Source organism: Kitasatospora sp. NPDC053057 (assembly GCF_044546945.1).
Taxonomy (GTDB): Bacteria; Actinomycetota; Actinomycetes; order Streptomycetales; family Streptomycetaceae; genus Kitasatospora.
The window spans coordinates 1-2,536 of the sequence record NZ_JBITZP010000119.1 but is presented as its reverse complement, the minus strand read 5'-3'; the positions used below and the strand labels follow the sequence as shown (position 1 = coordinate 2,536).

Below are 2,536 nucleotides of genomic sequence, written 5' to 3'. Positions count from 1 at the left end.
TCCGGATCCAACGGCAGATACGCCCCACCCGCCTTCACCACCGCCAGCAGCGCCACCACCAAATCCACACCACGCTCCAGGCACACCCCCACCACCGAACCCACGCCCACACCCCGGCCCACCAGCAGCCGCGCCAACCGGTTCGCCCGCACATCCAACTCCGCGAACGACAGCTCCGCGCCCTCGAACACCACCGCCACCGCATCCGGCGTCCGCGCCACCTGCGCCTCGAACAACCCCGACAGCGTCGACGCCCCGACCTCGACCGCCGTGTCGTTCCACTCCACCAGCACCCGACGCCGCTCCGCCGCGTCCAGCACCTCCACCGCGCTCAGCGAAACCTTCGGGTCGGCAGCCACCGCGGCCAGAACGCGCACGAGGCGCTCCGCCAGCCGCTCGGCCGTCTCCGGGGCGAACAAGTCCGCGCTGACGAGGACTTCACCGCTCAGACCCGCCGGAGCGCCGACGGCGTCGAAGGACTCCTTGGCGACGACCTGCACGTCGAACTTGGCGACCGTCTCGATCGGCCCTTCGGGCGCGGAGGCCTCACCGGCCGGCGCCTCGGCCCGGGTACCGACCAGGTCGGCCTCGGCGCGTACGACGTTCTCCACGGTGAGCATGACCTGGAACAGCGGGTGCCGGGACAGCGAGCGGGGCGGGGCCAGCTCCTCGACGAGCTTCTCGAAGGGGACGTCCTGGTGCTCGAAGGCCGACAGGCTCGTCTCCCGCACCCGGGCGAGGAGCTCGGTGAAGGACGGGTCGCCGGACAGATCAGTGCGTAGCACGAGGCTGTTGACGAAGAAGCCGACCAGGTCACGCAGTCCCACGTCGGTGCGGCCGGCCACCGCGGTGCCGATTGGCAGGTCGGTGCCGGCGCCGAGCTTGAACAGCAGGGTCGCAAGGGCGGCCTGCAGCACCATGAAGACGGTCGCGCCCTCGGTGCGTGCCAGCTTCGCCAGCCGCGCGTGCACCTCGGCGGAAACGACCAGCGGGGTGCTGTAGCCCCGGTAGGAGCTCGCCGGGGGTCGGGGCCGGTCGTAGGGAAGTTGCAGCCCCTGCGGAATGTCGCTCAGCGCATCACGCCAGTACTCGACCTGACGTGACATCAGGCTATCCGGGGCGGCGATGTCACCGAGCAACTCACGCTGCCAGAGCGTGTAGTCCGCGTACTGGACGGGCAGTGGTTCCCAGTCGGGCGCCCGGCCCTCGCGACGGGCCGCGTAGGCGGTGGAGACGTCATCGGCCAGTGGGCGGAGCGAGTAGCCGTCGGTGGCGATGTGGTGGACCACCACCGCCAGGACGTGCTCGGCCGGGCCCGTGCTGAAGAGCCATGCCCGTATCGGGAGTTCCGTCGCGAGGTCGAAGGCGGTCTCGGTCGCCTCGGTCAGTGCCCGGTCGAGCTCGGCCCGGATCCCGGCCGCACCGGCGGCGGAGAGGTCGACCCGCTGGAGAGCCCAGTCCAGCTCCTTGATGTCGTGGATGTGCTGATAGGGCTCGGCGTCCACCACGACGAACGTGGTCCGCAGGACCTCGTGCCGTACGAGGACGTCGCGCAGGGCCGCGGCGAGTGCGTCCTGGTCAAGGTCGCCGGCCAGCGGCAGGACGAGGGGGATGTTGTAGTGCGCGCGTGGCCCCTCCACCTGCTGGATGAACCACAGTCGGCGCTGCGCGTATGACAACGGAATCATCAGGACCCCTCCTGCTTACGTCCTCGCCGCGACGTCGGCCGAGGCTGACTGGTGAACTCTGGCCGTAATCCCAGCCCTGCGGCTGGCACGGCTGACAGCGCCGGTGGGCACGGCTGTGAGGACCGCACGGAATTCCCGTCCGGTCCGGCCTTGTCACAACCGTTGGTACGCAGGCCGGCGGTCGATCGCGGCTGCTGGCGGCACCGCACAGACCTGGATTCCGGCCCGGGTGAAAGCCCCTGTTCCTGTTTCGGCGGTACGGGGCGCCACGGCTTCCCCGGCAGTCACTATGACCCACCGCCCGGCAGATGATCAATGTTCGACCAGGTGCCCGGAAGAAGGGCCTGGGCAGCGCGATCACGGCCTCCGGAGGGGTGTTCGGAGGCCGTGTGGGCCGGGGGTGTTCAACTGCCCTCGCGAGGTCAGTTGAACGGGTCGGGAAAGCCGGTCCGCCCGAATTTTTCACAAACGGACGACCCTGCGCTTCCCGGTTCCCGGGAGCCCCGCGATGCACCTGCGTTCCGCGTAATTCAGCGTCCTAGAGTCACGAATCTGGGGTCTGACCTGGGCGGACATGGGTGAGGGCGCCTGAGAGGCGTTTCTCTAGGCGCTGGTGTTCGTGCTGGTCAGCGGGGTGCGGGTTCGAGGGCGATGATCTGCTTCGGTGCGGGGATGGCGAGCTTGGCCAGGAGGTCGGTCTGGGGCTTGGTGAGGGTGGTGACCTGTCGGAACAGGCCGGTAGGGCCGGTGAACGTGCCGAGGTGGAGCCGGTCGAGCTCGCGGCGGATGCTCGTCCAGGTCTCGTCGGTGGTGGTCTCGATGATGCGGATCAGCAGCAGGGCGAGCCA

The 2,536-nt window shown here is 69.5% G+C and carries 1 protein-coding gene and 1 pseudogene; both read right to left on the bottom strand.

The window, feature by feature from the left end; all coding sequences use genetic code 11:
- The coding region (locus tag ACIG5E_RS39295) for a condensation domain-containing protein (protein ID WP_396542090.1) at positions 1–1,688 on the bottom strand (1,688 nt) is incomplete at its 3' end.
- A 626-nt stretch (positions 1,689–2,314) separates the two neighbouring features.
- A pseudogene (locus ACIG5E_RS39290) lies at positions 2,315–2,536 on the bottom strand (transposase); the annotation flags it as partial.